This is a genomic window from Acidovorax sp. Root219 (assembly GCF_001428665.1).
Classification (GTDB): domain Bacteria; phylum Pseudomonadota; class Gammaproteobacteria; order Burkholderiales; family Burkholderiaceae_C; genus Acidovorax.
The window spans coordinates 1-26,874 of the sequence record NZ_LMIJ01000004.1 but is presented as its reverse complement, the minus strand read 5'-3'; the positions used below and the strand labels follow the sequence as shown (position 1 = coordinate 26,874).

Below are 26,874 nucleotides of genomic sequence, written 5' to 3'. Positions count from 1 at the left end.
ACATAAGCACCATCCACAGCTATGGCTGGCGCGCAGTCGATGCTATATTTTGTTTGTTCAGAAACAGTCGTTATCGAACGCCGGGAGCAAAGTGGGACCTTCATTCAACGAGCAGTTTGACCAGCATGGCGCGTGGAGACGTGCGTTCGCTCAGCAGCTCAAGCAGCTGGCCGAGTGGATGTCCTCCCACGAGCTGATGGACGCGTCCGTCCAGGAGCGACTGCAGCGCCTGGAGAGTCAGGTCCGCACCGACAAGGTGATGGTTGCGTTCGTTGCCGAGTTCTCGCGCGGCAAGTCCGAGCTGATCAACGCGATCTTCTTCGCCGACTATGGCCGACGCATCATGCCCGCCAGCGCGGGGCGCACCACGATGTGCCCGACCGAGCTGGGCTACGACGCCGAGTTCGCCCCCAGCCTGCGCCTCTTGCCCATCGAGACACGCCTGCAGATGCACGGCCTGGCCGAATGGCGCATGCGGCCCGATCGCTGGCACGAGATCCCGCTGGATGTAAACGACGCCGACCAGATCGCCAAGGCCCTCGAAAAGGTGGCCGAAGTGCGCCGCGTGAGCCTGGACAACGCCCGCGCGCTGGGTTTCTGGCACGACGATCTGGTGGACGAGAACCCGATCCCCGATGCCAATGGCCTGGTCGAGGTGCCCATGTGGCGCCACGCCATCATCAACATTCCCCACCCCCTGCTCAAGCAGGGGCTGGTGATATTGGACACTCCGGGCCTGAACGCCGTGGGGGCCGAGCCCGAGCTCACCGTGAACCTGATTCCCCAGGCCCATGCGGTGGTGTTCATCCTGAGCGCCGACACCGGGGTGACCCGCTCGGACCTGTCCATCTGGCGCGAGCACCTGGCCACCTCGGCCGAGAGCATGGACGCCCGCCTGGTCGTGCTCAACAAGATCGATACCCTGTGGGACACGCTCAACTCCGCCGAACAGATCCAGGCGCAGATGGACCGCCAGCGCAGCACGGCCGCCGAGATGCTGGGCGTGGCGGTGGAGAAGGTGGTGCCTGTTTCCGCGCAGAAGGGCCTGGTCGCCAAGATCACCGCCGACGACCTGCTGCTGGAGACCAGCGGCCTGCCCGTGCTCGAAGAAGTGCTGGCCAAGGGCATCATGGGCCAGCGCCAGGCCATCCTGCGGGCGGCCGTGGCCACGGGCGTGGCCGGCCTGCGCGCCGAGACGGCGCGTGTCATCAACATCCGCCGGCGCGACCTGGACGACCAGATGGCTGAGCTGCGCAGCCTGCGCGGCAAGAATGCATCGGTCATCGAATCCATGCGCCAGCGCATCGAGCAGGAGCAGCACGAGTTCGACCTCTCCGCCTCCAAGATCCAGGCCGTGCGCGCCGTGCACCTGAAGCTCTTGCGCGATGTGTTCCAGCAACTGGGCTCCAAGGCCCTCAAGGTGGAACTGGCCGAGCTGGCGCAACTGCTGCAGCAAAAGGGCCTCAAGCTCGGCGTGAAGAAGATCTACGTGCAGACCTTCGACAAGCTGCGCGGCACGCTGGACAAGGCCCAGGCCTCGGGCACCGAGATCCAGGCCATGCTGGGTGGCACCTTCCGCCAGCTCAACGCCGAGTTCGGTTTCTCGCTGCAGGTGCCGCCGCCGCCGCAGCTGGAGCATTTTGCGCACGACCTGTCGCAGATCGAGCAAAGCCACCTGCAGTACCTGGGCCTGGGCAACTCGCTCAAGCTGGCCCAGCCCGAGTTTTCCGAGCGCCTGGTGCGTGCCCTGGCCATGCGCCTGCGCACCGTGTACGAGTCCGCCGCCAACGACCTGGAGCTGTGGAGCAAGTCCGCCACAGCGCAGCTCGATGCGCAACTGCGCGAGCGGCGCCGCAGCTTCGCCCGCCGCATGGAGGCGGTGGACCGCATCCAGCAGGCCGCCAGCGGCTTGGTGGAGCGCATCGCCGAGATCGAGCAGGGCGAGGGTGAACTCATCCAGCTGGAGCACCGCCTGCAGGAGCTGACCTCGCAGCTGATTGCGCCACCGGACGCCGAGCAGGCCGCCGCCGAAGAGTCCCCCGTGGACGTGGCCCTGCCGCTTTGATGAACGCGCGGGTGGATGGGGTGGCCCAGCGCGTGGTGCGCTGGCAGGCGTCGGCCGGGCGCAACCACCTGCCCTGGCAGAACACGCGCGACCCCTACCGGGTCTGGCTGTCCGAGATCATGCTGCAGCAGACCCAGGTGAGCACCGTGTTGGGCTACTACGCCCGCTTCCTCGAAAAATTTCCCAACGTGCAAGCCCTGGCTGCGGCCCCGCAGGACGAGGTCATGGGCCTGTGGAGCGGCCTCGGTTATTACAGCCGGGCGCGCAACCTGCATGCCTGCGCCCAGGCCGTGGCGAACCTGCACGGCGGCGCCTTCCCGCGCACGGCCGAGGTGCTGGCCACCCTGCCGGGCATCGGCCGCTCGACGGCCGGGGCGATTGCCTCCTTCTGCTTTGCCGAGCGCACGCCCATCCTCGATGCCAACGTGCGCCGTGTGCTCACGCGGGTGCTGGGCTTCGACGCCGACCTGGCGGTTGTCAAGAATGAGCGCCTGCTCTGGGACCATGCCGAGGCGCTGCTGCCCGTGGACGACCTCGCCAACGCCATGCCGCGCTACACCCAGGGCCTGATGGACCTGGGCGCCTCGCTGTGCAGCCCGCGCGCGCCCGACTGCCTCCCCTGCCCGCTGCTGGACATCTGCGTGGCCGGGCAGGCCGGCGATGCCGAGCGCTACCCCGTGCGCACGCGCAAGCTCAAGCGCCGGGCCGAATCGTGGTGGCTCCTGGTGATGCGCGATAGCGAGGGCCGCGTCTGGCTGGAGCGCCGGCCCGATTCGGGCATCTGGGCCGGGCTGTTCTGCCTGCCTGTGTTCGCCGACGAGGCGCACCTGCACGACCACCTGGCGCACCTGCCCGCGCCTGTGGCGCCGGGGCAGACCGAGGCGCTGGGCGGCTTCATGCACGTGCTGACGCACCGTGACCTGCACCTGCACCCCGTGGTTCTCACGGTGCCTGTGGCACGCGATGCGGCCGGGGAGGGCGGCTGGTTCAGCGCCAGCGAGTGGGAAGGGATGGGGCTGCCTGCGCCCATCCGCAAGCTGCTGGGCAATCTCTTCGGCGGCCTGCTGTAGGGCGCGCTCGCTCAGCGCCCGTCGAGTTCGCGGTGGCGTCGCAGGGTGGCCCAGCGCTTGCCAAAGGCCTCGGCCAGGCGCTCCACCAGGTACACCGAGCGGTGCTGCCCACCGGTGCAGCCGATCGCCACGGTGACATAGCTGCGGTGGTTGCGGTCCAGCATCTCCAGCCAGTGGGCCAGGAAGCCCTCGATGTGCCCCTGCATCAGCGACACGTCCGGCTGCGCGCGCAGGAAGTCGGCCACGGGGGCGTCCAGCCCGGTCTGGTCGCGCAGCTCAGGCTCGTAGTGCGGGTTGGGCAGCATGCGCACGTCGAACACGTAGTCCGCATCCACCGGTATGCCGCGCTTGAAGGCGAACGACTGGAACACCAGGGTCAGCTGCCCTGGCGCCGTCGCCATCAGCGTCTTTACGTAACTTTGCAGTTGTGAGGAGCGAATGGCGCTGGTGTCGATGACGTGCGCCTCCTCGCGCAGGTCGGCCAGCAGCTCGCGCTCGAGCTCGATGATCTGCACCAGCGCGCGCCGGCCCTGCTTGAGGGTGTCCGGGGTCAGCTCGTCGTGCGACAACGGGTGGCGCCGGCGCGTTTCGGAAAAACGCCGCACCAGCGTGTCGATGGTCGCATCGAGGAACAGCGAGTGCACCACCACGCCCTGCTTGCGCAGCCGGTCGAGCTCCAGCGGCACCAGCGGCAGGGAGGTGGCGCTGCGCACGTCCATCGCGATGGCAACCCGGTTGCCGTGGTGGCGGTGCTCCAGCGCCACGAAGGCCGGCAGCAGCTCGGGCGGCAGGTTGTCAACGCAGTAGTAGCCCGCATCCTCCAGGGCATGCAGTGCCACCGACTTGCCGGAGCCGGACATGCCCGTGATCAGCACAATCTCAAGCGCCATCGGTTGCCTTTTTCGTGTTCTTCCTCTTGGGGCTGCGGGCGGGCGGCGCAACTGGCGCCGGTGGTGGCGCGACATCGAGCATCTCGCGCGCATGGGCCACGGTGGCCTTGCTGGAATCGTCGCCGCCCAGCATGCGGGCCACTTCGGAGATGCGGTCCTTGCCCTGCACGGCCACCACCTGGCTGGCCGTGCCCTTGGCGCCGCTGCGCTTGGAGACCACCAGGTGGTGGTCGGCGCGCGCGGCCACCTTGGGCAGGTGGGTCACGGTGAGCACCTGGCGGTCGCGCCCCAGCTGCTGCATGAGCCGGCCCACGGTGTCGGCCACGGCCCCGCCCACGCCCGAGTCCACCTCGTCGAAGATCAGCGTGGGCGCCTCGCCCAGGGCGCTGGTGGTGACCGAGATCGCCAGCGAGATGCGCGACAGCTCGCCGCCCGAGGCCACCTTGCCGATGGGCCGGGGGCTTGCGCCCGGGTGGCCCGCCACGAGGAAGGCCACGTCGTCCGTGCCATGCGCGGCAGGCTCGGCCAGCTTGCCCAGGGCCACCTCGAACTGGCCGCCGGCCATGCCCAGGCCCTGCATGGCCTGGGTGATGGCGGCCGACAGCCGGGGCGCGCCCTTGGCCCGCGCCAGCGACAGGGCGCGCGCGGCGGCCTGGTAGGCCCGGGCGCTGGCGGTTTCGGCCTTTTCCAGGGCCACCAGGTCGGCTGCGGCGTCGAGCTGCTGCAGCTCGGCCTTCCAGCCGTGGAGCAATGCGGGCAGCTCCACCGGGCTGCGCTTGTAGCGCCGCGAGAGCGTCATCCACAGCGACAGGCGCGCATCCACGGCGGCCAGGCGCTCGGGGTCCAGGTCGTTGTGGCGCAGGTAGGCGTGCAGCGAATGCACCACATCGCCGGCCTGTGCCACGGCGGAGTTAAGGATGTCGGCGGCGCTGGCAAATTCGGCTTCGAGGTGCTCGTGGTCCTGCAGCAGGTCCTGCGCGCGGGAGAGGCCTTCCAGCGCACCGCCGCCATCGTCGCCGGATAAGGCGGCGATGGCGGCGTTGGCCGCATCCATCAGCGCCGAGGCATTGGACAGGCGCTTGTGCTGCGCGTCGAGCTCGGGCCACTCTTCATCGCCTGGGGCCAGCTTGTCGACCTCGGCGATCTGCCACTGCAGGCGTTCGCGTTCCTGCTGCAGGGTGGCCTGGGCGGCGCGGGCCAGGGCCAGGGCCTTCTGGTCTGCCCGCCACTGGTTCCAGCGCGCAAGCGTCGCCCGGTCGCTGGTGCCCGCGTAGGCGTCGAGCAGGCCGCGCACCGATTCGGGCCGCGTCAGGCTCTGCCAGGCATGTTGGCCGTGGATGTCGAGCAGCAGCTCACCGAGCGCGCGCAGTTGCGTAGCGGTGGCGGGCGTGCCGTTGATCCAGCCGCGGCTCTTGCCCTGGGTGTCCACGGTGCGGCGCAGCAGCAGCAGTTCCTCGCCCTCCAGCCCGGCTTCTTCGAGCCAGGGCCTGGCGGCGGGCGGTGTGTCGAATTCGGCACACACGTCGGTGCGGGGGCAGCCTTCGCGCACCAGCGCGGCATCGGCCCGGGCGCCGAGTACCAACTGCACGGCGTCGATGAGGATGGACTTGCCGGCGCCGGTCTCGCCGGTGAGCACGGTGAAGCCACTCTGCAGCTCCAGCTCCAGCGATTGGACGATGACGAAATCACGCAGCGTGATGCGCCTCAGGGCCATGGTCAGGAGCCCCCTTCGTTCCAGCGCAGCTTCTTGCGCAGGGTGGCAAAGTAGTTCCAGCCCAGCGGGTGCAGAAAGCGCACGCAGTGTTCGGAGCGCTGCACCAGGATGCGGTCGCCGTGCAGCAGCGAGGCCAGCGACTGCATGTCGAAATTGGCGCTCACGTCGCGGCCGCTGACCACCTCGACGGCGATCTCGGTGGCGTCCGAGAGCACGATTGGCCGGTTGGACAAGGTGTGCGGTGCGATGGGCACCAGCACCCAGCCGGGGATGGAGGGGTGCAGCATGGGGCCGCCGGCCGACAGCGCGTAGGCCGTGGAGCCCGTGGGCGAGGCGATGATCAGGCCATCGGCCCGCTGGTTGGCCACGAAGCGGCCGCCCACTTCCACGCGCAGCTCCACCATGCCCGAGGTGGCGCCCCGGTTCACCACCACGTCGTTCATGGCCAGCGCCTCGAAGACCACCTGGCCGTCGCGCACCACGCGGGCGTGCATCAGCGGGCGCAGGTCTTCCTCGTACTCGCCGTGCAGCATCGGGGGCAGGGTGGCCTGGTAGGTGTCGAAGGGGATGTCGGTGATGAATCCCAGGCGCCCCTGGTTGATGCCGATCAGCGGCGTCCTGTGGCGCGCCAACTGCCTGCCGATGCCCAGCATGGTGCCGTCGCCGCCGACCACCAGGCCCAGATCGCAGCGGGCACCGATGGTGTCCACGTCCATGGCGGGGTAGCCGGACAGGCCGGTGTTGGCAGCGGTCTCGGCCTCCAGCGCCACCTCGCAGCCCTGCCCCGTGAGGAACTGCGCAATGTCCTGCAGGGCCTGGCGCGAACTGTCGGTCATGGAGGAGGCGCCTGTGCCCGATGCCTGCTGGTACTTGCCGATGAGCGCTACATGGCGGAAATTGGAGGTCATCGTCAAATTACATCATTGTTGTAAGAACACGGGGCCTGGGCGGGGCCTTGCGTGCTCCACCATTGGCCGGGAAGGCACCATACGAACGGCCCAGGCCGGACAGGGTGTTTAATGCGAGGAGCCTGTCGGACTTGGAAATCGTCGGCTGCAAATCGGCCGCAGCGGTCCATTTTCCACCGTCTTTTTGCCCCATAGCTTGGCTATGGGGCTGCAAATCCAGCAAAAACTGCCCTCGCTGAGGCCGATTTTCGCTTTCGACGCTCCAAGTCCGACGGGCTCCTAGTGCATCCCATGCGGACTGCTCCGTACAACGATAGACGAAACCCGACAGGGAATCACCCACTTCCCTCATTAAAATCGACCGCATGCTCGATGACCGCGCCAAGTTGTTGCTCAAAGCGCTCGTGGAGCGCTACATAGCCGATGGGCAGCCCGTCGGCTCGCGCACGCTCTCGCGCGCCTCCGGCATGGACCTGTCGCCGGCGACCATCCGCAACGTGATGGCCGACCTCGAAGAGCTGGGCCTGATCGCCAGCCCGCACACCTCAGCGGGGCGCATTCCCACGGCCAAGGGCTACCGCCTGTTCGTGGACACCATGTTGACCGTGCAGCGTGACCCTTTGATTTCACCCCCGCTGGCGCCTGAGCAGCCGCAGAAGGTGATCGCCAACGCCGCCAACCTGCTGTCCAACCTGTCGCAGTTCGTGGGTGTAGTGATGGCGCCACGGCGCACCTCGGTGTTCCGGCACATCGAATTCCTAAGGCTGTCGGAGCGGCGCTTCCTGGTGATCATCGTCTCGCCCGAGGGCGATGTGCAGAACCGCGTGATCTTCACCGACATCGACCACTCCCAGTCGCAGTTGATCGAGGCCGCCAATTTCCTCAACGCCAACTACGCCGGCCTGGCCATGGAGCAGGTGCGCGAGCGCCTCAAATCCGAGGTCGACGCGCTGCGCGGCGAGATCGGCACGCTGATGCAGGCCGCCGTCAACGTGGGCTCCGAAGGCGAGTCGCAGGATGAGGTGGTCATCTCCGGGGAGCGCAACCTGCTGTCGGTCAGCGATTTTTCCAGCGACATGGGCAACCTGCGCCGCGCCTTCGACCTCTTCGAGCAGAAGACGCAGATCCTGCGCCTGATGGATTTTTCCAGCCAGGCCGAGGGCGTGCGCATCTACATCGGTGGCGAAAGCCAGGTCGTGCCCTTCGAGGAACTCTCCATCGTGAGCTCTCCCTACGAGGTGGATGGCAAGGTGGTCGGCACGCTCGGCGTGATCGGCCCCACGCGCATGCCCTACGACCGCATGATCCAGATCGTGGACATCACCTCCAAGCTGGTGTCCAACGCCCTCAGCCACCGCCGCTGAGCGCCTGGATACCCCCTACAATACCGCGTGCCCCATCTTCGGTCAGGTACACGGGGCGTTAGCTCAGTTGGTTAGAGCAGAGGACTCATAATCCTTTGGTCGCGGGTTCAAGTCCCTCACGCCCTACCATATCCCGCTTAGGTTTTCTGCTATTGTTTTCGGAGCGTTTTGTTCCGCAAAACAGGGGCTGTTCCGCAAAACCTGTTTCGACGGCTTCACGTGCCGCCTTGCCTTGTGACGGATGCCGTCGGCCGCCATGGCCGCTGTGGTAAGCCCCAACATGGCCTGTGCGGGCTTCGCTCCGGTGTCGCCATCGGCCCCGGCGGCCACCTTGGCGTGGGAGGCCCTCATCTGATGTCGGCCTTGCCCTTTTCCATGGCCTGCGCTGGCAAACTATGTCTTGTAGGACTTTGCGCCGATCGGGTGTCCGCATGTAACTTGTGCTCCACGTCACTGCGACGACACCAAGTCATCGATACATTCAAGGACACGCGATGTCACGCTTCTTGCAAGCCCTGGACTGGCCAGGGCGCTGGGGCGTCGCTGCCTGTGCCAGCACGAGGGTTGGGTCGTCCTGGTCTGCGAGGGGGTGGGTGTGCCGAATGGAGCCTGCCGACACTGCTCAGCCATTTTTATTTTTGGAGTCCATTCGATGCGGTATCTAATTGTTTTGTTTTTAGCTGCAGTGACCACGTTTGCCCAGGCTGCAAACTTCGTTTCGATGCACCAGTCTGCACACAGAATTGCCCTGTCTCTGTCGTCCGGCAGCAGCGGCTATACCTTCGACACCAAGGTCGGCTTCAAGGAGCAATACGCTCCTACCGGCGTGACGGGCTGCGCCATCGGTTTTGGCACGGGCGGCTGCGCTTTCCCTGGCGGTGGCTCCCTCTCCCTGCCTGAATTCACTGGCTTCCAGATGCAGAACCAGGAATTCAAGATCTTCATTCCTGCAGGCACCCGTTCGTTTCTATTCTCGGGCTATGCGGCCCAAGGCACCCAGTCGGCCTTCGTGCTGCGCTACGGCAAGGAGCCGACCCGAGTCGCCGCCCTGAGCGGTAGTGAGTACCAGGCGGCACAGACCGGCGAGCGCATCGACTCCTCGTTCACACGCCTCATCAATGAAGACGTCGATCATTTCGTCGTGCACGACGGTGGCGGCACCCTGCGCTTCGTGGGCGGCCAGCTCGATGCCAACCGCAGCAGCACCGACCAGGGCAAATGGCTCTACGTGCGCCAGCTGAGCGGCTCCGCGCTCTACGACTACCAGGGTGCCCTCGACGTCGACATGCCCAAGTACGCGGCCGGCTACGCCAAGATCTCCTGGACCACCAGCGCCTTTCCAGACCCCGTTGACGCCGCAAGCCCTGGCGGTGGTGGTGGCACCACCAATCCACCGGTTACCGGCACGACGGTCACCACCTCGGTGCTCTCCACCACCGGCCAGCCCCTCAGGCTGGACATCACGATGACCCAGTCGGCCACTGAGGTCGCTGCCAATCCGCAGATCAGCACCTGGGTTGCTGCACGCATTCCCGCCAACGGCCTTTTCTACACGACGGATGTCTGGTTCTTCCGCAAGGTCGATGGCTGGGCCCAACTGGTGTTGCCGTTCCCTGAGACGGTGGCTTACTCGAGTCTGGGCACCAACGCCACGAGCTTGAAATTCACGCCCTCGCTGGACCTGACGGACACGGACCTGCGCGCCTTCAATGTCGAGGTGTATTTCGGCTACAAGACCAGCACCGGCGCTTTTGTGAGCAAGGGCAAGATCTGGCCCCAGTAAATCGGTCGGCGCAGGCGCGCCGCTCACCTGGTTATGCAAAGGCCCTTCGGGGCCTTTTTGCATGGGACTGCCGAGCAGGGGAGCAGGGCGGCAACGCTCAAGTGCAGGCCTGCTGCGTCGCACCGGTGCAAGCGCGGCACTGCAGCAGGGCGCGGCGCAGACCCATGCGGGGCAGCAGGCCAATAAATTTGGCGTTTTTGCCTGAAGGCACCTCCGGGGTGCACTACAATACAGGCAGCAGACGAGTTCTGTGAAATCCTTCGGATCTTTCTGGTGGCGAACACAGAAAGCAGTGATTTTTTGAAATGTTGAAAAATCCATGCTATAATTTGAAGCTTAGCGGCTGTAGCTCAGTTGGATAGAGTACTTGGCTACGAACCAAGGGGTCGTGGGTTCAATTCCTGCCAGCCGCACCAACAGGTAAGCCCTGATATCGCAAGGTATCAGGGCTTTTTCCTTGGTGGGTCCTGCTCTCATGCCGCATCTGGCCAGATGCCGCCGGGGGGCCTTGGAGGGGCCTCGCTCTTTTCGCACGCACCTCACGCCGTCTTCCTACACGTCACCCGCTCCGGCCGGCGCACCCTGTGGGGCAGAGTTCACTGCAAAGAACTCCGCCTCCCACAGCCATGCCCGCCCACGCCGTCACCTGCCAGTTCCAGCGCGATCCTGGATCCGAGCGCCTCGCCTCCACACCGGTGGAGGCGGATGCGGAAGCTGTACTCTTCAGTTGGACAGATCAGGAGGGCCGGGGCTACGAAGTGTTGCTGCGCGGCGGTGACCGGCTGGTGGCCACGCTCCGGTTCGATGCGCAGGAGTGCGATGTCGCCACCGAGGAACTGCACCTGCAATGCCGGGCGCTGGGACTGGTGTGGGAGACAGTGACTTCCGCGTCGGGTGAAGGTGTGTCGGTAGCCGAAGAGATGTCCCCCCGGGGAGCTGACCACCATGGCCACTGATCCCAAGGACCATCCGCAGCACCGCGCGCCCGAGCACCTGCCCAGACCATTCGTCAGTGCACCGCATCCTTCCCCGCCCCGGCAGCAACCCGGCACGGTGCCATCGCCAGACGGGGCCGGGGCTTTTGCGGGCGAAGTGGAGAACGAAGCCGACGACCCCGTGGGCAAGCCCCCCAGGACCTGAGGGACGCCAAGGCGCGCGGCGGTCCACGCCGCGGCGCAGGTAACATGCCACCATGAGCAAGGCTTTCACCAAGGAATCCGACACGCAGGCCGATGACGACGAAGGGCCGGCGCTGCCTCCCATTCCTGCCGGGTCGCGCAACTACATGACGCCTGCGGGCTATGCGCGGCTGCGCGGCGAGCTGCTGGACCTGATCGACAACGAGCGCCCGAAGATCGTCGAGGTGGTGCACTGGGCGGCCAGCAACGGCGACCGCTCGGAAAATGGCGACTACCTCTACGGCAAGAAGCGCCTGCGCGAGATCGACCGGCGCATCCGCTTTCTCACCAAGCGGCTGGAGGTGGCCGAGGTGGTGGACCCACTGGTCCATGCCGGCAGCGACCAGGTGTTCTTCGGCGCCACCGTGACCTATGTGGACGAGGAAGACGCCACGAGCACCATCACCATCATGGGCATCGACGAGGCCGACAGCGGCCAGGGCCAGGTGAGCTGGGTGTCGCCCGTGGCGCGCGCCCTGCTCAAGAGCCGGGTGGGCGACGAGGTGCCTTTGCCCACGCCGGGCGGCGTGCGTTCGCTGGAGGTGCTGGAGGTGCGCTACGAGCGGCACGATCCGCCACCGCTGCAGGGAACCTCGACCCCCTGACCGCTGTGCCAGCGGCGCTCAGGCCGCTGGGGTAATGCGGCTGGCGCGGATGACCGCCGGGGTGCGCCGCAGGTTGCGCAGGGCCGCTTCGATATGGGCCTGGTCGCGCACGGCGACGATGAAGCGCAGGTCGGTGGTGTCCAGCGCCACTTCGTCGTCCATGTCCACATGCGTGATGTCTGCCTCGGCACTGGCCAGGTCGGCGGCCACACGGGCCAGCACGCCCTTGCTGTTGGTGATGGTGACGACGATGCCGGTCTCGAACATGCGCACGGGCTCGTCCGCCCAGTCCACGGCAATGAAGCGCTCGCTGTCCTTGTGCTGCAGTCGCTTGGCCACCGCGCAGTGGGTGTTGTGCACCACCAGGCCCTCGCCCCGGCCCAGGTAGCCGACGATGGCGTCGCCCGGCACGGGGCGGCAGCAATGGGCGTACTGAACCGATGCGTTCTCGCTGCCGTCCAGGGTGACGGCGCCCTGCGACAGCCGCTCATGCGAGGTGTAGCGCTCGCGGCTGAGCAGCAGCGCGTCGGGCCGGTGGCCGTGCTCGCTCATCAGCACCATGAGCCGCTTGGCCACGATGCTGGCGATGCGCTTGCCCAGGCCCAGGTCGGTCATGAGCTCGCTGCGCGTGCGGTTGCCCGTGAAGCGCAGCAGCTTGTCCCACATGGGCTGGGTTTCGGCATTCACTGGGGGCAACTGCTCCAGGCCTTCGGAGCGGATGGCCTGGGTCAGCAGCTTCTCGCCCAGGCCCTCGGACTCGGCATGCGCCAGGGTCTTGAGGTAGTGGCGGATCTTGGAGCGCGCGCGCCCCGTGCGCACAAAGCCCAGCCACGCCGGGTTGGGGGTGGAGATGGGGGCGGTGATGATCTCCACCACGTCGCCGTTCTTGAGCTCGGTGCGCAGCGGCACCTGCTCGTTGTTGATCTTGGCGGCCGTGGTGCGGTCGCCCACGTTGCTGTGGATGGCGTAGGCAAAATCCACCACCGTCGCACCCCGGGGCAGGGCCATGATCTGGCTCTTGGGGGTGAACACGTAGACCGCGTCGGGGAACAGGTCCACCTTCACGTGGTCCCAGAACTCGGCGGCGTCGCGCGTCTCGTTCTGGATGTCGAGCAGCGACTGCAGCCACTTGGTGCCCAGGCGCTCGGCCGAGGTGCCGTCGCCGTCCTGCGCCTTGTACAGCCAGTGCGCGGCCACGCCGGCCTCGGCGATGACATGCATCTCGTCGGTGCGCATCTGGAACTCGATGTTCACGCCCGAAGGGCCCACCAGCGTGGTGTGCAGCGACTGGTAGCCATTGAGCTTGGCAATCGCGATGTGGTCCTTGAACTTGCCTGGCACCGGCTTGTACATCTGGTGCAGCACGCCAAGGGCCGTGTAGCAGTCGGTCACCGTGGGCACGATGACGCGAAAGCCGTACATATCCGTCACTTGGGCAAAGCTCAGGTGCTTCTGGTCCATCTTCTGGTAGATGGCGTAGAGCGTTTTTTCGCGGCCGGCCAGGCGCACCTGCATGCCGATGCGCGAAAAGGCGGCGTCCACCTCGGCTTGCACTTTCTGCACCAGGTCGCGGCGGCGGTTGCGCGATTTGTTCACCGCCTTGGCCAGCGTGGCATAGCGCCAGGGGTGCAGGTGGCGGAACGACAGGTCCTGCAGCTCGCGGTAGGTCTGGTTCAGCCCCAGGCGGTGGGCGATGGGGGCGTAGATCTCCAGCGTTTCCGACGAGATGCGGCCCCACTTGCTGCGCGGCATGTCCGACAGCGTGCGCATGTTGTGCGTGCGGTCGGCCAGCTTGATGAGGATGACGCGCACGTCGCGCGCCATGGCCAGCAGCATCTTGCGAAACGACTCGGCCTGGTTTTCCTCGCGGGTGTTGAACTGCAGCTTGTCGAGCTTGGTCAGTCCATCGACCAGTTCGGCCACCGGCGCGCCAAAGCGCTCGATCAGGTCCACCTTGGTGACGCCGCAGTCTTCCATGGCGTCGTGCAGCAGCGCCGCCATCAGGGCCTGGGCGTCGAGCTTCCAGGTGGCGCACTGGGCGGCCACCGCGATGGGGTGGGTGATGTAGGGCTCGCCGCTGTTGCGCAGCTGGCCCAGGTGGGCCTCGTCGGCGAAGCGGTAGGCCTGGCGCACCTGCTCGATGCTATGGGCGTCCAGATAGTCGAGGTTATCGGTGAGCGCGGCAAAGCTGGCGGCCGCTGCATTGGCCGCTGCCGCAGATGCACTGACTGGCGCGTGGGTGTCGCCAGGCCGGGCATGCGCTGCTGCCGAAGGAGTGTTGAACACCGCGTTCATGCCTTAAATGTAGCGCGGGTGCGCAATACGGGTCGCCGAGGAAAAAAAAAGCACCGCATGAAAGCGGTGCTCTCGGGGGCCGGTGCCCGGAGAAAGACTCAACCAGGAACCTTCTTGAGCATTTCCAGGCCGACCTTGCCTTCGGCGATCTCGCGCAGGGCGGTCACGGCGGGTTTGTTGCGGCTTTCGATGCGCGGGGCATGGCCCTGGCTCAGCATGCGGGCGCGGTAAGTGGCGGCCAGCACGAGCTGAAAGCGGTTGGGGATCTTTTCCAGACAGTCTTCTACGGTGATGCGTGCCATCGGTGGGTACTCCGGGGATTCAGGTGATATTGAGCGACTGGAAGGTGTCAGCACGGGCGCGTCGCTGGGCGGCGTACTTCAGGCGCTGGGCGTGCACGACGGCTTTCAGGTCGAAAAGCGCGCGCTCAAACAACTCATTGATTATAACGAAGTCGAATTTGCTGACCTGCGCCATCTCGGTAGCCGCATTCTTGAGGCGGACTTCGATGACATCCGGAGAGTCCTCGCCCCGGCGTTCCAGGCGCGAGCGCAGCTCTTCCCAGCTCGGCGGCAGGATGAAGACCAGGAGCGCATTGGCAAACGCCTCCTTGATCTGCAGCGCGCCCTGGAAATCGATTTCCAGGATCACGTCCGAGCCCTGGGCAATGCGCTCCTCGATGGCCTTCTTGGAGGTGCCATAGCGGTTGCCGTGCACATGCGCCCATTCCACGAAGGCATTGCCCTCGACCATGGCGTCGAACTCGGGCTGCGACGCGAAATAGTAGTCGCGGCCGTGCTTTTCCTGGCCGCGCGGTGCCCGCGTGGTGTGCGAGATGGACAGGTGGACGTGCGAGTCCAGCTCCAGCAAGGCCTTGACGAGGCTGGATTTGCCGGCGCCGCTGGGGGCTGCCACTACGATGAGATTTCCTGGATAGTCCATAGGTGATGTGCGCCAGGCGCTATCAAAACATGAGTCTTATTCAATATTTTGCACTTGCTCGCGCATCTGCTCGATCAGGACCTTCATGTCCACGCTGATGCGGGTCAGGTCCAGGGCGGCCGATTTGGAGCCCAGGGTATTGGCCTCGCGGTGCAGTTCCTGGATCAGGAAATCGAGGCGCTTGCCGACTTCGCCGCCCTTCTTGAGCAGGCGCTCAATCTCCTCCAGGTGGGAGTCGAGGCGGGTGATCTCCTCAGCCACGTCGATGCGGATGGCGAAGGCGGTGGCCTCGGTCAGGGCGCGGTCGCGGGCGGCCTCGGGCAGGGTGGCGCCATCGGTCAGGGCCATGGCTTCCTTCCAGCGCTCCATGAAGCGCTGGCGCTGCTGCTCCACCAGCAAGGGCACCATGGGCACGGCCTGCTCGGCCAGGGCGCGCAGCTGCTTGAGACGGTCGAGCAGCATGGCGGCCAGGCGCTTGCCCTCGCGCTCGCGGGCCGACATCAGCGCGGTCAGGGCCTCTTCGGCGAGAGCAGGCACGGCCTCGCTCCAGTCCTCGTTGCCCGAATGGGCGTTGGCGCACAGGCGCAGCGCATCGGCCACGCTCAGGGGCGCGGCGTTGGGCAGCCAGGACTTGACAGAGTCCTGCAGGGAATTGAGGCGCTGCAGCAGGCGGGCAGGGGGGTCCTGCAGTGTGTTGCTGTCTTCGTTCTCCAGCGCGGCGCGCACTTCCACCTTGCCGCGTTTCAAGCGCGCGGTCAGCAGGGCGCGCAGGGCGGGCTCCATGGCGCGCAATTCGTCGGGCAGCCGGAACGACAGGTCCAGGAAGCGGCTGTTGACCGAGCGGATCTCCAGCCCCAGGCGGCGCGCCTGGGTGGCGCGGCCCTCGGTTTCAGCGCCAGCGGCGGATGTGCCGTGCTGCGCGCTGGCGTATCCGGTCATGCTGTAAACTGGCATTGGACTTTTTGATGGTTGCTTGCGATCCGGCGATTATCCGGGTTCCGCCCTACCCCCGAGTCATCTTCGCAAAATATGTCAAAAATCAAACCGGCCCCCTTGCCACCCGATACCGCGATTGGTGGTTACCGTGTGGTGCGTCGGTTGTCGTCCGGTGGTTTCGGTGTGGTCTATCTGGCCCTCGATGCCGAAGGCCAGCAGGTCGCCATCAAGGAATACCTGCCTTCGTCCCTGGCCACGCGCGCCCCGGGCGAGCTGCTGCCCAAGGTGCAGTCCGAAAAGCTCTCGCTCTACCGCCTGGGCCTCAAGAGCTTCTTTGAAGAAGGCCGTGCGCTGGCGCAGATCTCGCATGCCTCGGTGGTGAGCGTGCTCAACTTCTTTCGCGAGAACGAAACCGTCTACATGGTGATGAACTACCTGGAAGGCGCCACCCTGCAGGACTTCATCATCACCGCGCGCGACCTGAAGACGCAGAAGGTGTTCCGTGAGTCCACCATCCGCTCGCTGTTCGACGAGGTGCTGCGCGGGCTGCGCATCGTGCACCAGCACAAGATGCTGCACCTCGATATCAAGCCGGCCAACATTTTCATCACCGACGACAACAAGGCGGTGATGATCGACTTTGGCGCGGCGCGCGAGGTGCTGTCCAAGGAGGGCAACTTCATCCGCCCCATGTACACGCCCGGCTTTGCCGCGCCTGAGATGTACCGGCGCGACTCGTCCATGGGCCCGTGGACCGATATCTACGCCATCGGCGCCTGCATCTATGCCTGCATGCAGGGCTTTCCGCCCAACGAGGCGCCCCAGCGCATCGAAAAGGACCGCCTGTCGCTGGCGCTGACCAAGCTGCGCGGCGTGTACTCCGACAACCTCATCGAGGTGGTCGAGTGGTGCATGGCGCTGGATCCGCTGTCGCGCCCGCAGTCGGTGTTCGCCTTGCAGAAGGAGCTCAGCCGCGAAGGCGAGCGCCGCTACACCAAGCTCACGGTGGCCGAGAAGATGCGCCTGCAGCTCGACACCCTGGTGTCCGACACCAAGAAGAATGTGCAGAAGGTGGGTGAAGCCACCGGTATCGGAGCCAAGCCCAAATGAAAACCACCCACGCAAAGCGGGTTCGGGCGGGATGCATATTTACTAACGATGCATTGGTGCATCCTTGTTTGCGTGGGCCACTATGAAGTTCTCCGTATTCCAGATCAGCCGCCGCGGCGGCCGCGAGAAGAACGAAGACCGCATGGGCTATTGCTACACGCGCGAATCGGGCCTGTTCGTCCTGGCCGACGGCATGGGGGGGCACCCCGAGGGCGAAGTGGCGGCGCAGATCGCGCTGCAGACCATCTCGGCGCTGTTCCAGCGCGAGGCCAAACCCCAGCTCAAGGACGTGCAGGAGTTCCTCTCGGGCGCGCTGCTGGCCGCGCACCACCAGATCCTGCGCTACGCCACCGACAAGGGCATGCTCGACACGCCGCGCACCACACTGGTGGCCGCCGTGCTGCAGGCCGGCACGGCCACATGGATCCACTGCGGCGATTCGCGCCTGTACATGGTGCGCGACGGCGACCTGCTCACCCGCACCCGCGACCACTCGTACATGGAGCTGCGCAACAACCCGCCGCCGGGGCTTGAGCGCATCAACCGCAACGTGCTGTTCACCTGCCTGGGTTCGCCAACCAAGCCCATCTACGACATCACCGGCCCGGTGTACCTGGAGCAGGGCGACCGCATCCTGCTGTGCTCCGACGGCCTGTGGGGCACGCTCAGCGACGAAGAGATCGCCAAGCAGATGGCCCGCCAGACGGTGTCGCACGCCGTGCCGGAGCTGGTGGAAGAGGCCCTGCGCACCGCCGGTGACAGCAGCGACAACGTGACCGTGGTGGCGCTCGAATGGGAGACCCCCGATGCGTTCGAGTCCACCCAGGGCGTGTCCACCGACAGCATCAGCGACGACGTGTTCGCCTCTACCATCCAGGCGGGTCCGCTCGACGGGCTGGTGGACGACCTGGACGACGCCGCCATCGAACGCTCGATCGCCGAGATCAACGAAGCCATCCGCCGCTCTGCCGCGCGCAAAACCTGAGTTCCATGGGCTGCGGGCGGTGTGCGGCGCCGTGGAGAACGGCTCTTGTGCGGCCGGCCGCTGGCTGACGCACCGACCTGACCCGCAGGCCTGCCCGCGTGCGCAGCGGGCGACTGCCTTCTTTTGACACCGAAAATTCACATGACCACCTACCTTCGCACCGGCGACCGTGCCGCCGACCAACTGCGCCCTGTGCGCATCACGCGCCACTACACCATGCATGCCGAGGGCTCGGTGCTGATCGAGTTCGGCAACACCAAGGTGCTGTGCACCGCCTCGGTGGAAGAGCGCGTGCCCCCGCACAAGCGCGGCAGCGGCGAAGGCTGGGTCACGGCCGAGTACGGCATGCTGCCGCGCGCCACCCACAGCCGCAGCGACCGCGAGGCCGCGCGTGGCAAGCAGAACGGTCGCACGCAGGAGATCCAGCGCCTCATCGGCCGCAGCCTGCGCGCCGTGTTCGATCTGAAGCTGCTGGGCGAGCGCACCATCCAGCTCGACTGCGACGTGATCCAGGCCGACGGCGGCACCCGCACCGCCGCCATCACTGGCGCTTGGGTGGCCGCGCAGGACGCCGTCACCCAGCTGCTGGCCGCCGGCAAGATCACGAAGTCGCCCCTGGTGCAGCCTGTGGCCGCCATCTCGGTGGGCATTGTCGAAGGCACGCCGCTGCTGGACCTGGAGTACGTGGAAGACGTGGGCTGCGACACCGACATGAACGTGGTCATGACCGGTGCGGGACACTATGTGGAAGTGCAGGGCACGGCAGAAGGCGCGGCCTTCACCCGCCAGGAGATGGATGCGCTGCTGGCCCTGGCCGAAAAGGGCATTGCCGAGCTGATCACCCTGCAGCAGCAGGCCCTGCGCGACTGATCCAATTCCCTCCGGGCTGGCCGCCAGTCGGCCCTGACAACAACGATTTTTCACGATGAAACTGGTCCTCGCATCCAACAACCGCGGCAAGCTGGCCGAACTGCAGGCCATGCTGGCACCGCTCTCGGTCGAACTCGTGCGCCAGGGCGACCTGGGCGTGGGCGAGGCCGAGGAGCCGTTTCGCACCTTTGTCGAAAACGCCCTGGCCAAGGCGCGCTTTGCCGCCGCGCACACCGGCCTGCCGGCCCTGGCCGACGATGCCGGCCTGTGTGTGGACGCCTTCGGCGGCCTGCCGGGGGTGGACACCGCCTACTACGCCACGCAGTTCGGCTACAAAAAAGGCGACGACACCAACGTGCGCGCCATCCTGGAGCAGATGCAGCACATCGACCAGCGCCGCGCCGCCATGGTCAGCACCCTGGTGGCGGTGCGCAGCCCCGAAGACCCCGAGCCCCTGATCGCCGTGGGCCGCGTGGTCGGCGAGATCACGCGCGAGCCGCGCGGAAGCAACGGCTTCGGGTTCGATCCCGTGATGTTCATCCCCGAGTTCGGCAAAACCTTTGCCGAGCTGCCCGTGGAAGTGAAGAACGCCCACAGCCACCGCGGCCGATCTGCCCAGCAGATGCTGGCGCTGATGCGCGAGCGCTGGTTCTGAGCACCCCTCCGAATTTCCATGACCCACATCCCCATCGTCCCCGACACCGAGGCGGCCGAGCCCGCCGTGGTGCGTGACATCCAGCACTACATGCGCGCGGGCCTGCTGCAGCTGCAGAGCCTGCCGCCGCTGTCGCTGTACGTGCACCTGCCCTGGTGCATCCGCAAGTGCCCGTACTGCGACTTCAACTCGCACGAGTACCGGGGCGCTGCTGCAGGGGCCGATGCGGGGCACGCCGCGCCCGGCGAGGTGCCCGAGCAGCGCTATATCGACGCCCTGATGGCTGACCTGGAGGCCGCGCTGCCCCTGATCTGGGGCCGCACCGTGCACAGCATCTTCATCGGCGGCGGCACGCCGAGCCTGTTCTCGCCTTCGGCCATCGACCGCTTGGTGGGCGGCATCCGCGCGCGCCTGCGCCTGGAGCCCGATTGCGAGATCACCATGGAGGCCAACCCCGGCACCTTCGAGAAAGACCGCTTCAAGGCCTTTCGCGCTGCGGGCATCACGCGCCTGTCCATCGGCGTGCAGAGCTTCAACGACCGGCACCTGAAAGCCCTGGGCCGCGTGCACGACCGCGCGCAGGCCCTGGCTGCGGTGCAGGAGGCGTCCGAGGCCTTCGATACCTTCAACCTCGACATCATGTATGCCCTGCCGGGGCAGACCCCGGCCGAGCTGGAGGAAGACATGGCCATGGCCTTGTCGCTGAATCCGCCGCACATCTCCATCTACCACCTCACCATCGAGCCCAACACCTACTTCGCCAAGTACCCGCCGGCCATCCCTGAGGGCGACCAGGCCTACGCCATGCTCGACCGCATCACCGAGATGACAGCCCAGGCGGGGCTTTCGCGCTACGAGATCTCAGCCTATGCGCGGGCCGGCCACCAGTGCTGGCACAACACCAACTACTGGCAGTTCGGCGACTACCTGGGCATTGGCGCCGGCGCGCACAGCAAGCTCAGCTTTGCCCACCGCGTGGTGCGCCAGGTGCGCTTTCGCGACCCGGGCCGCTACATGGACAACGCCCTGGCTGGCCACGCCGTGGCGCAGGACGAAGAGGTGCGCCGCGCCGACCTGCCGTTCGAGTACATGCTCAACGCCCTGCGCCTGCGCGAGGGCTTCGCGCTCAAGGATTTCACCGAGCGCACCGGCCTGCCCGTCACCGCCATCGCCAAGGCGCTGGACAAGGCCGAGGCCAAGGGCCTGATCGTGCGCGAGCCGGGCGGCCAGGTGCGGCCCACGGAGCGGGGCTTCGACTTCCTGAGCGATCTGCAGGAGCTGTTCCTGGCCGACTGATCAGGCGCTGCGGCGGTCGCCCTGCAGCCGCCACAGCCCGAACAGGGCCCCCAGCGCCACCAGCGAGATGCCGAAGGCCAGCCACAGCGCCGCATGGGGCCCGGCCGAGGTCAGGATGGCTGCGAACACCGGCGGTGCGGCGGCGAACGACAGGTTCAGCGGCATCGCCAGCCGCGCCGACGCGCGCGCATACGCAGCGGCCGGAAACACCAGCAGCGGCAGCGTGGCGCGGCTCACGGCGATGACGCCGCCCGCCATGCCGTAGACCAGCGCGAACAGCAGGGCGCCGGTGAAGCTGCTGGTAAGCATCAGCACGATGAAGCTCAGCGGAAACAGCGCCGCTGCAGCCAGGCCCGTGGCAAAGCCCGACCAGCGCCTGCCGCCCAGAAAGTCGAACAGCCGCCCCGCCCACTGGGCAATGCCGATGAAGGCCGCCGCCGCCAGCGCGCTGGCGTGGCTCAGACCCGACGCCTCGAACAGGATGATGATGGTGAGCGCAAAGCCCCAGGTCACGAAGCCATTGGCGGCAAAGCCCACGGCCAGCAGGGCGAAGCGGGGCCGGTCGATGGGGACGGGCTCGGCCGGCACCTGGGTGGCGGTGGTACCCCTGGGCCGGCGCGCCAGCACGGCCCAGTGCAGCGGCAGGCAGACCAGCAGCACCAGCGCGCCAAAGGCCAGCGTCGCCGCGCGCCAGCCCCACTGGGCCTGCAGCAGCCCCGAGAGCGGCCAGAAGAGGGTGGAGGTGAGGCCACCGGCCAGGATCAGCACACCCAGCGCCCGGCGCGCCTTGTCGCCCGCGATCTCGGTCACCGCGATCTGGGCCGGCGTGCTCAGCATGCCGGCGCCGGCCAGGCCCAGCACCGCCCACGCCAGCAGGTAGGACACGGGGCCTTGCGCCAGCCCCACCAGCGCCAGGCCCAGTGCGCCCAGCAGCGAGCCCAGCACCATCACCGGGCGCGCGCCATGGCGCTCGAACACGGCGCCCAGCGGCCACGAGGCCAGGGCCATCACCACCAGCATGGCCGTGGGCCCGGCCATCACCAGTGGCAGGCCCATGCCCAGCTCGGCCGCCATGGCCGGCCCGGTGACCGCCGGCAGCCAGAAGGTGGAGCCCCAGCCGATGAGCTGGGTGAGCGACAGCGCGGCAACGGCGCGGACAGTGGGGGAAGGAGCGGTGAACGAGCGCAGCGGCATCGGGCGGGGACCTGCGGCGCGAAGGGGAGGAATAGGGAACAAAAGCCGGGGGAACGCTGCGCCGCAGGAATGATAGCCGGCCCCGCGAGGTCCCGCCCGGCCCTGGCCACTGCCCGCAGCGGCTTGTTCAACCGCAGCGCACGGTGGTGATCTTGCCGCTTGCGTCAATTACCAGGTTCAGTCGCTCGGCATTGAACTCCATGGTCACAGGCTGGTTGTCGCGCAGCACGCGCGCCATGGCTGCGCCCGAGGCCACGCGCGCCTGCTCGACCGTGCTGGCCGTGGGCTGCTTGCCCTTGGCACCCTGTGCCGGTGCGGCGTTGCAGGTGCCGCCCCTGGGGCCGGGGCCTACCGAGGGTGTGTCGGCTGCTGGCGGACGCGCGGGCGTGCCGGCGCAGCCCGCCAGCAGGGCCATGCACAGGCCAGCACAGGCGGTGAGAAGGGTTTGGTGGCGGTGGTGCATGGAGGGTCTCCTCGAATGGACAAAAAGGGGCGCACGGAGCGCGCGTGGCCTTGCCACCATAACGCCTGGCGAGCCCCTCATTTGTGACGTGGCGTAACCACGGCGCCAGCGCCTACAGGGAGACAGGGCATTGCAGGACATTTCCTACACATGTGACATCGGCTATCCGACCCCGGGTTCCCGCCGAAAGTGCGCCAATCGTTCCATAGCCCAGTCTTTTCCCGAACGCGAGGATGGAACCATGCACTTCGATGACCTCTACACCCGGCGCCTTGAACGGATCGGCGAGCCGGACCCCCTGCAGATGGGCCAGCCGATGCGGGCTGCCACGCAGTCCCAGCAGAGCGAGTACCTCATGGTGGGCAAGGCCGACATGGCCCATGTGCAATGGGAACCCCAGTTCGGTGACACGTTGCATGGCGAATTCCAGGCGATGGGCTGATGGCGTTCAGGAGCACCACCACCATGCTTGCCGCAGCCCACCCCAGCCAACACACCAGCCTGGCGCGCGATGACGACGACGGCTTGCAGGTCAGCCTTATCCTGCACATCGCGCACGACGGCGCGCAAGGCTACCGTGCCCGCATGTTCGACGAGCAGGACCAGGTGGGCAGGCCCACCTACCACTCGCGCATCGAAGAAGCCATCCGCTGGTACGGCGAACATTCGCCTGTCGCGGGCGTGCAGGCCTTCCGCATCTGGTTCGGCGGCTGGTGCGCGGGCAGCTTCAGCCTGGCAGACATGGAGCAGGATGCCGAGAGCATCGCCGATCGCCTGCAGGTGCTGGCCCTGGTGGTGCGCTGAACCCCGGCGTCTTTACGGCGTGAGGAGGTAGTACCAGATCCAGGGGGCGTAGACGAGCTCAGGCGCCCATGCCACGGCAATGATGCCGTTGTAGAGAGGGCAGTTGTACCGGTCCGCGTAGTAGCCCGCGAACGGGATGAAGGTGCCAGCTGCCGAACACCCCGGTAGCCCGTCAGCTCGATGAAGGCATCCGTTCGCGTCAGGTATCCCGGCGGCTGGGAACCGACCTGCGCCCCGCTGCCCTCCCCGGCCTGTGCCAGGGCTCCATGCGACACCACCAAAGCCATCAGCAGCAAGAGCAGTTTCTGCATGGTGATTCCCCAGGAAATATTCATCCATGAGCCCATGCTGCTGGCCATCATGCAAGCCCATGTGGCCAGCAGTGGCTAATTTTCCTCGGGTTCGAAGCTGACAGAAGGCTGTCGGCGGGTCGCCGGTGCTGGTATAAACGCGCTCGGTCACCGGCGCGCATGCGCTGGCATGCCCACAACGACAAAGACCCGAGGAGACACATGAACCCGAGCGCTGCCGCGACCCCTGTCCGCCCATGGCCTGTTTCGAGCCCTGTTCTCCGTGCTGGCGCCCTGTTCGCCGTGCTGGCCCTGGCGGGGGGGGCGCAGGCCGCCCCCATCGTGGTCGGCCAGGTGGCGCCGCTGTCGGGCCTCAAGGCCAGCGACGGACGGGGCTACTCGGCAGGCATGCAGATGTACTTCAACCACGTCAACAAGGCCGGTGGCATCAACGGCAACACCCTGGTGCTGGCGCGCAAGGACGATACCGGCCGGGCCGACCAGACCCTGGCCGCCACCCAGCAGCTGCTGGCTGAGCAGCGCCCGCTGCTGCTGGCGGGCTACATGGGCGCCAGCAACCTGGCGGCGCTGCAGAAGTCGGGCCTGCTGGCCAAGGAGAAGATCGCGCTGGTGGGCTACCGCAGCAGCACCTTCCAGCCCGACTCGCCCCTGCTCTACAACGTGCGCGCCGGCCTGCGCGACGAGATCGGCAAGATCGCCGAGCACCTGGCCACCGTGGGCATCACCAAGCTGGGCCTGCTGTACGAGGAAGGGCCCGACGCCCCGGCGCTGCTGGCCAGCGCTGAGGAGGCCGTGAAGAAGAATGGCGGCAGCCTCGTGGCCAAGGGTTCTTACGAGATGGACACCCTGCGCATGGAGAACGCCAACAAGCTGCTGCAGGCGGCCAAGCCCCAGGCCATCATCCTCATCACCAGCGGCGCCGCCGCCTCGGCCTTCATCGAGAAGTACCGGCTGGAAGGCGGCACCGCCCGGCTATTCGCCTCCTCCGACGTGGACCTGGAGCAACTGGCCAAGCGCCTGGCCGAAGAGCACATGCAGGGCATATCGATCGCCCAGGTCACGCCCAACCCGTACCGCGCATCGAGCAAGCTGAGCAAGGAATTCCGCGAGGTGCAGGCCAAGAGCGGCGACCCCGACGTGCCCGTGAGCTACGCCATGATGGAAGGCTACATCGCCGCCAAGGTGATCGCCGAGGCCGCCCGCCGGGCCGGCGCCAAGCCTACGCGCGAAAACCTGGCCGCTGCCTTGGACAGCATCGACAGCCTGGACCTGGGTGGCTACACCGTGGGCTACCGCCCCGGCCAGCGCGCGGGTTCGCGCTTCGTGGAGCTGTCCATCGTGAGCGCTACCGGCCGCATCCGGCAATAAGGATCGGCTTCAGCGCAACACGGCGCTGCTGTGGCGCACCAGTGCCTCGTTGCCCTGCCGGTCGGCGGCGATCTGCTGCGCGAAGGTGGCCACTGTGCCGCCCGCGGGCAGCAGGTGCTTGTCCCTCAGCACCGCGGCGAAGCCGCCGGCACCGAGGATGCGGTTGACCGCCTCGTTCAGGCCCTGCACCACTGCCGTGGGCGTATGCGCGGGCGCGAACAGGCCGAACAGCGAGCTCAGGTTGGCGCGCGGGTAGCCCAGCTCGGCCAGGGTGGGCACCTCGCGCAGCGCCGGCAGGCGCGCGGGCGAGCCCACGGCCAGTGCATGCAGGCGGCCGGCGGCCACATACTCGAGCTGCTGCGCCGCGAGGTTGGACGACAGCACCTCGAACTGGCCCCCCAGCGCGTCGTTGAGCTGCGCACCGCCGCCCTGGTAGGGCACGTGGGTGATGTCGGCGCCGCTGTACAGCCGCGTCTGCACCAGCACCATGTGGCCTGTGGTGGCCACGCCCGAGCTCGCCCAGCGCACGGCGCCGGGCCGTGTGCGCGCCAGGGCCACCATCTCGGTAAACGAGCGCGGGCCCAGGGCCGGTGTGCCCATGACCAGCACCGGCGTGTGCATGATGCCTACGACCGGCATCACCAAGCCGAGCGGGTCGCGCAGACCGCCGGGCACCAGCAGCGGCTGCAGCGTGACCGGGGTGATCGCCGAGAACGCCAGGGTATGCCCGTCGGGTGCGGCGCGGGCCAGCAGGTCGATGCCCACCGAGCCGCCGGCACCGGCGCGGTTGTCCACCAGCACCGGCACGCCCAGGGCGCGCGCCAGCGGCTGCGCCAGCGCGCGCGCCGTCGCATCGCTCACGCCGCCGGGCGGGTACACCACGATCAGGCGCACGGGGCGGCTGGGCCAGCGAGGTGCTGCTGCATGCATGGCGGGCGCTGCGGCCACCAGGGCCGCCCCGCCCGCAGCCCAGCGCAGCAGGCGGCGGCGAGGCAGGGATGCGATGGCGGGCAGGGGCTCAGGCAGGCGTAGCAACTCTGGCCCTTCCGGCCGCGATCTTCGTGACCAGCTCGACGAAGGCCCCCGTGGGGCCGTGGCAGTCGCTCTTGCGGTACGCCAGCGTCAATGGCGCGCCCAGCTTCACCGCGCGGGCCAGCGGCCGGTAGACGATGGCGTTGTGGTGCGTGCCCTGCATGGACGAGGGCACCACCGAGATGCCGGCCCCGGCGGCCACCAGGTTCAGGTTGGTCATCATGCGGTCCACCTCCGAGACCACGTTGATGGCCACGCCATCGCGTGTGCACAGCTCCAGCAGGTTGGCATACAGCCCCGGCGCGCCGGGCTTGCGCACGAAGATGAACTTTTCGCCCTGCAGGTCCTTGAGCTGCACGGGCGGCTGCTTCTTGCCCGCCGGCACCTGCGCCAGCGGGTGGTCGCGCGGCATGGCCAGCACGGCGGGCTCCTGCAGCAGGGTCTTGAGCACCACCCCCTTGGGCCAGGCCACGGGCACGCGCAGAAAGCCGCAGTGCAGGCGCGAGGAGGCCACCGCCTCGGTGATCTCGGCGGCGTTGTTCTCGCTTACCACCAGCTGAATGCCGGGGTAGGTGGCGCGGCACATGCGCAGCGCCTCGGGCGTGAAGTCGTGCGCCGCCGACGAGCTGGTGAAACCGATGGAGAGCATGCCCTGGCTGCCGTCGGCAAAGGCCAGCATGCGCTCCTGCATGGCCGCGCAGTCGCGCAGCAGGCGCGTGGCCTCGGCATAGAAGAGCTGGCCCGCATCGGTCAGCGTCACGCCCTTGGGATGGCGCAGGAACAGCGGCACACCGAGCTCCACCTCCAGCCCCTTGATCTGCTGGCTCAGCGGGGGCTGCTGCATGCCCAGGCGCTCGGCAGCGCGCGTGATGTGCCTGGCATCCGCAACGGCGACAAAGTAGCGCAGGTGCCGGAACTCGATATTCATAACGTATGGATCACAGATTATTCAGGTGTTTGGCATGTGCAGCCTACGCTCCTCATATGGTCGCCATTGTCAATACTGTCAGTGCCTCATTTGGTGTGCGTTCTCTCA

The 26,874-nt window shown here is 67.1% G+C and carries 26 protein-coding genes and 2 tRNA genes; 17 read left to right on the top strand and 11 right to left on the bottom strand.

Translation table 11 applies throughout. The features are described 5' to 3' along the window. Positions 1-91: 91 nt before the first annotated feature. Both ASE28_RS04570 and mutY read left to right on the top strand, forming a co-directional pair. The gene (locus ASE28_RS04570) at positions 92-2,065 is read left to right on the top strand and encodes a dynamin family protein (protein WP_057205478.1); all 1,974 of its coding nucleotides are present in this window, start codon (positions 92-94) and stop codon (positions 2,063-2,065) included. Beyond that, positions 2,065-3,135 (top strand): A/G-specific adenine glycosylase, encoded by a 1,071-nt coding sequence (gene mutY / locus ASE28_RS04565; RefSeq protein ID WP_057265051.1) that lies wholly within the window; start codon positions 2,065-2,067, stop codon positions 3,133-3,135. Before ASE28_RS04570 ends, mutY begins: the two co-directional genes overlap by 1 nt. Before the next feature lie 11 nt (positions 3,136-3,146). Here the strand turns inward: mutY and rapZ are convergent, their stop codons facing one another. Genes rapZ through ASE28_RS04550 form a run of 3 tightly spaced genes read right to left on the bottom strand, consistent with a single transcriptional unit; the run spans position 3,147 to position 6,647 of the window. Next, positions 3,147-4,025, bottom strand: a complete 879-nt coding sequence (rapZ, locus tag ASE28_RS04560) for an RNase adapter RapZ (protein ID WP_057205475.1) — start codon at positions 4,023-4,025, stop codon at positions 3,147-3,149. Beyond that, positions 4,015-5,739: a DNA repair protein RecN gene (gene recN / locus ASE28_RS04555; protein WP_057265049.1), complete on the bottom strand. Its 1,725-nt coding sequence runs from the start codon at positions 5,737-5,739 to the stop codon at positions 4,015-4,017. Before recN ends, rapZ begins: the two co-directional genes overlap by 11 nt. A gap of 2 nt (positions 5,740-5,741) precedes the next feature. Then, positions 5,742-6,647 carry an NAD kinase gene (locus ASE28_RS04550; protein WP_057265047.1) on the bottom strand — a complete coding sequence of 302 codons (906 nt, stop codon included), beginning with the start codon at positions 6,645-6,647 and terminating at the stop codon, positions 5,742-5,744. A gap of 365 nt (positions 6,648-7,012) precedes the next feature. On the opposite strand from ASE28_RS04550, the gene hrcA reads away from it, so the two are divergent. From hrcA to greB, 7 genes are all read left to right on the top strand, one after another. Next, positions 7,013-8,011, top strand: coding sequence for a heat-inducible transcriptional repressor HrcA (hrcA, locus tag ASE28_RS04545; protein ID WP_057265045.1), 999 nt, complete (start codon positions 7,013-7,015; stop codon positions 8,009-8,011). A gap of 52 nt (positions 8,012-8,063) precedes the next feature. After that, positions 8,064-8,140 (top strand) — tRNA-Ile (locus ASE28_RS04540). A 592-nt stretch (positions 8,141-8,732) separates the two neighbouring features. After that, positions 8,733-9,794 (top strand): hypothetical protein, encoded by a 1,062-nt coding sequence (locus tag ASE28_RS04535; protein ID WP_057265043.1) that lies wholly within the window; start codon positions 8,733-8,735, stop codon positions 9,792-9,794. A 339-nt stretch (positions 9,795-10,133) separates the two neighbouring features. Beyond that, positions 10,134-10,210, top strand: a tRNA-Arg gene (locus tag ASE28_RS04530). Positions 10,211-10,420: 210 nt separating this feature from the next. After that, complete coding sequence (locus tag ASE28_RS04525; RefSeq protein WP_057265041.1) at positions 10,421-10,750, top strand: hypothetical protein; 330 nt, start codon at positions 10,421-10,423, stop codon at positions 10,748-10,750. Next, positions 10,740-10,934 (top strand): hypothetical protein, encoded by a 195-nt coding sequence (locus tag ASE28_RS31880; RefSeq protein ID WP_157421873.1) that lies wholly within the window; start codon positions 10,740-10,742, stop codon positions 10,932-10,934. The genes ASE28_RS04525 and ASE28_RS31880 overlap by 11 nt, the downstream gene beginning before the upstream one ends. A gap of 52 nt (positions 10,935-10,986) precedes the next feature. After that, positions 10,987-11,577 (top strand): transcription elongation factor GreB, encoded by a 591-nt coding sequence (greB, locus tag ASE28_RS04520; protein WP_057265039.1) that lies wholly within the window; start codon positions 10,987-10,989, stop codon positions 11,575-11,577. 18 nt (positions 11,578-11,595) lie between these two features. On the opposite strand, the gene ASE28_RS04515 is transcribed toward greB, so the two are convergent. From ASE28_RS04515 to ASE28_RS04500, 4 genes are all read right to left on the bottom strand, one after another. After that, positions 11,596-13,872: a bifunctional (p)ppGpp synthetase/guanosine-3',5'-bis(diphosphate) 3'-pyrophosphohydrolase gene (locus ASE28_RS04515; protein ID WP_057205462.1), complete on the bottom strand. Its 2,277-nt coding sequence runs from the start codon at positions 13,870-13,872 to the stop codon at positions 11,596-11,598. 98 nt (positions 13,873-13,970) lie between these two features. Then, a complete protein-coding gene (gene rpoZ / locus ASE28_RS04510) occupies positions 13,971-14,174 on the bottom strand; it encodes a DNA-directed RNA polymerase subunit omega (RefSeq protein ID WP_005794722.1) in 204 nt (67 codons plus the stop codon). A 19-nt stretch (positions 14,175-14,193) separates the two neighbouring features. Continuing rightward, a complete protein-coding gene (gene gmk, locus ASE28_RS04505) occupies positions 14,194-14,814 on the bottom strand; it encodes a guanylate kinase (protein ID WP_057265036.1) in 621 nt (206 codons plus the stop codon). 36 nt (positions 14,815-14,850) lie between these two features. Continuing rightward, positions 14,851-15,768: a YicC/YloC family endoribonuclease gene (locus tag ASE28_RS04500; RefSeq protein ID WP_082604384.1), complete on the bottom strand. Its 918-nt coding sequence runs from the start codon at positions 15,766-15,768 to the stop codon at positions 14,851-14,853. Positions 15,769-15,843: 75 nt separating this feature from the next. Here ASE28_RS04500 and ASE28_RS04495 point away from each other — a divergent pair, with 75 nt between their 5' ends. From ASE28_RS04495 to hemW, 5 genes are all read left to right on the top strand, one after another. Further along, complete coding sequence (locus tag ASE28_RS04495; RefSeq protein ID WP_008905072.1) at positions 15,844-16,860, top strand: serine/threonine-protein kinase; 1,017 nt, start codon at positions 15,844-15,846, stop codon at positions 16,858-16,860. 82 nt (positions 16,861-16,942) lie between these two features. Continuing rightward, positions 16,943-17,845, top strand: a complete 903-nt coding sequence (locus ASE28_RS04490; protein WP_057205454.1) for a PP2C family serine/threonine-protein phosphatase — start codon at positions 16,943-16,945, stop codon at positions 17,843-17,845. 141 nt (positions 17,846-17,986) lie between these two features. Beyond that, positions 17,987-18,715, top strand: coding sequence for a ribonuclease PH (rph, locus tag ASE28_RS04485; protein ID WP_057205451.1), 729 nt, complete (start codon positions 17,987-17,989; stop codon positions 18,713-18,715). 55 nt (positions 18,716-18,770) lie between these two features. Beyond that, positions 18,771-19,370: an RdgB/HAM1 family non-canonical purine NTP pyrophosphatase gene (gene rdgB, locus ASE28_RS04480; RefSeq protein WP_057265034.1), complete on the top strand. Its 600-nt coding sequence runs from the start codon at positions 18,771-18,773 to the stop codon at positions 19,368-19,370. Positions 19,371-19,388: 18 nt separating this feature from the next. After that, positions 19,389-20,666: a radical SAM family heme chaperone HemW gene (gene hemW, locus ASE28_RS04475; protein ID WP_057265032.1), complete on the top strand. Its 1,278-nt coding sequence runs from the start codon at positions 19,389-19,391 to the stop codon at positions 20,664-20,666. On the opposite strand, the gene ASE28_RS04470 is transcribed toward hemW, so the two are convergent. Both ASE28_RS04470 and ASE28_RS04465 read right to left on the bottom strand, forming a co-directional pair. After that, a complete protein-coding gene (locus ASE28_RS04470) occupies positions 20,667-21,860 on the bottom strand; it encodes an MFS transporter (protein ID WP_057265030.1) in 1,194 nt (397 codons plus the stop codon). It lies immediately after the preceding gene. Between the two features lie 127 nt (positions 21,861-21,987). Then, entirely contained in the window at positions 21,988-22,323 is a 336-nt protein-coding gene (locus ASE28_RS04465; RefSeq protein WP_157421872.1) for an I78 family peptidase inhibitor, read from the bottom strand. A 241-nt stretch (positions 22,324-22,564) separates the two neighbouring features. Between ASE28_RS04465 and ASE28_RS04460 the strand changes: the two genes are divergently transcribed. The 3 genes from ASE28_RS04460 (at position 22,565) to ASE28_RS04450 (ending at position 24,806) form a co-directional block, all read left to right on the top strand. Next, a complete protein-coding gene (locus ASE28_RS04460) occupies positions 22,565-22,765 on the top strand; it encodes a hypothetical protein (protein WP_057265026.1) in 201 nt (66 codons plus the stop codon). A 23-nt stretch (positions 22,766-22,788) separates the two neighbouring features. After that, complete coding sequence (locus tag ASE28_RS04455) at positions 22,789-23,127, top strand: hypothetical protein (RefSeq protein WP_157421871.1); 339 nt, start codon at positions 22,789-22,791, stop codon at positions 23,125-23,127. 512 nt (positions 23,128-23,639) lie between these two features. After that, positions 23,640-24,806 (top strand): ABC transporter substrate-binding protein, encoded by a 1,167-nt coding sequence (locus ASE28_RS04450; protein WP_057265022.1) that lies wholly within the window; start codon positions 23,640-23,642, stop codon positions 24,804-24,806. A 9-nt stretch (positions 24,807-24,815) separates the two neighbouring features. Here ASE28_RS04450 and ASE28_RS04445 read toward each other — a convergent pair whose 3' ends face one another. Further along, the gene (locus ASE28_RS04445; protein ID WP_157421870.1) at positions 24,816-25,841 is read right to left on the bottom strand and encodes a tripartite tricarboxylate transporter substrate binding protein; all 1,026 of its coding nucleotides are present in this window, start codon (positions 25,839-25,841) and stop codon (positions 24,816-24,818) included. Continuing rightward, positions 25,825-26,760: a LysR family transcriptional regulator gene (locus ASE28_RS04440; RefSeq protein WP_057265275.1), complete on the bottom strand. Its 936-nt coding sequence runs from the start codon at positions 26,758-26,760 to the stop codon at positions 25,825-25,827. Before ASE28_RS04440 ends, ASE28_RS04445 begins: the two co-directional genes overlap by 17 nt. Between the last annotated feature and the right edge of the window lie 114 nt (positions 26,761-26,874).